The 610-nt window shown below is 78.5% G+C and carries 1 protein-coding gene; it reads left to right on the forward strand.

The window, feature by feature from the left end; genetic code table 11:
- The coding region (locus AKI01S_RS48685; protein ID WP_157420789.1) for a PH domain-containing protein at positions 1–439 on the forward strand (439 nt) is incomplete at its 5' end.
- Positions 440–610 lie beyond the last annotated feature (171 nt).

A 610-nucleotide genomic window follows, 5' to 3' on the forward strand; every position in this document is an offset into this window, starting at 1 on the left:
GGTCCCGCACCCGAGGGCGGCGCGGAGCCGCCGGGTCGTGCGGGCCGTCGCGCCGCCGCTGGCGTTCGCCGCGCTCGCGGCGGCGGCCGGTCAGCCGTGGGTCGCCTACGGGGGTCTGGCGCTGGCGGTCCTCGCCGTCCCGCTGGGGCTGGACCGGTACCGGCAGCTCGGGCACGCCACCGACGGCGTCCGGCTGTCGGTGCGGTCGGGGTCGCTGCGCCGCCGCCAGGTCGTCGTCGAGCACCGCGCGGTGATCGGCTGGCGGATGCGCCGCACCCTGTTCCAGCGGCGGCTGGGCCTGGCGACCCTCACCGTCGCGGTCGGCGCGGGCGAGGGCGGCTACGCGGCGGTCGACATGGCCGAGCGGGACGCGGTCGCGTTCGCCGCCGAGATCACTCCGGACTGGGTCGTGCCGTTCCTGGCGCCTCCCGAACCCTGAGCGTCCGCCGTTCCCCGACGGCTCCGGAGCATCGGCCGTCCGGGGTGGTTCCACCGCCAGCCTGGGACGACCGGTGGAGCGGCCCACCCCAACGCGCGGAAAGCCGTTCGCCCCGGCGTCACCGTGCGGACCGGCGAACGTCACGGCCCGCCGCTCACCGAGCGGCGGGCC

The sequence above is a fragment of the Actinomadura kijaniata NBRC 14229 genome, from assembly GCF_001552175.1.
In the GTDB taxonomy this organism is placed as follows: Bacteria; Actinomycetota; Actinomycetes; order Streptosporangiales; family Streptosporangiaceae; genus Spirillospora; species Spirillospora kijaniata.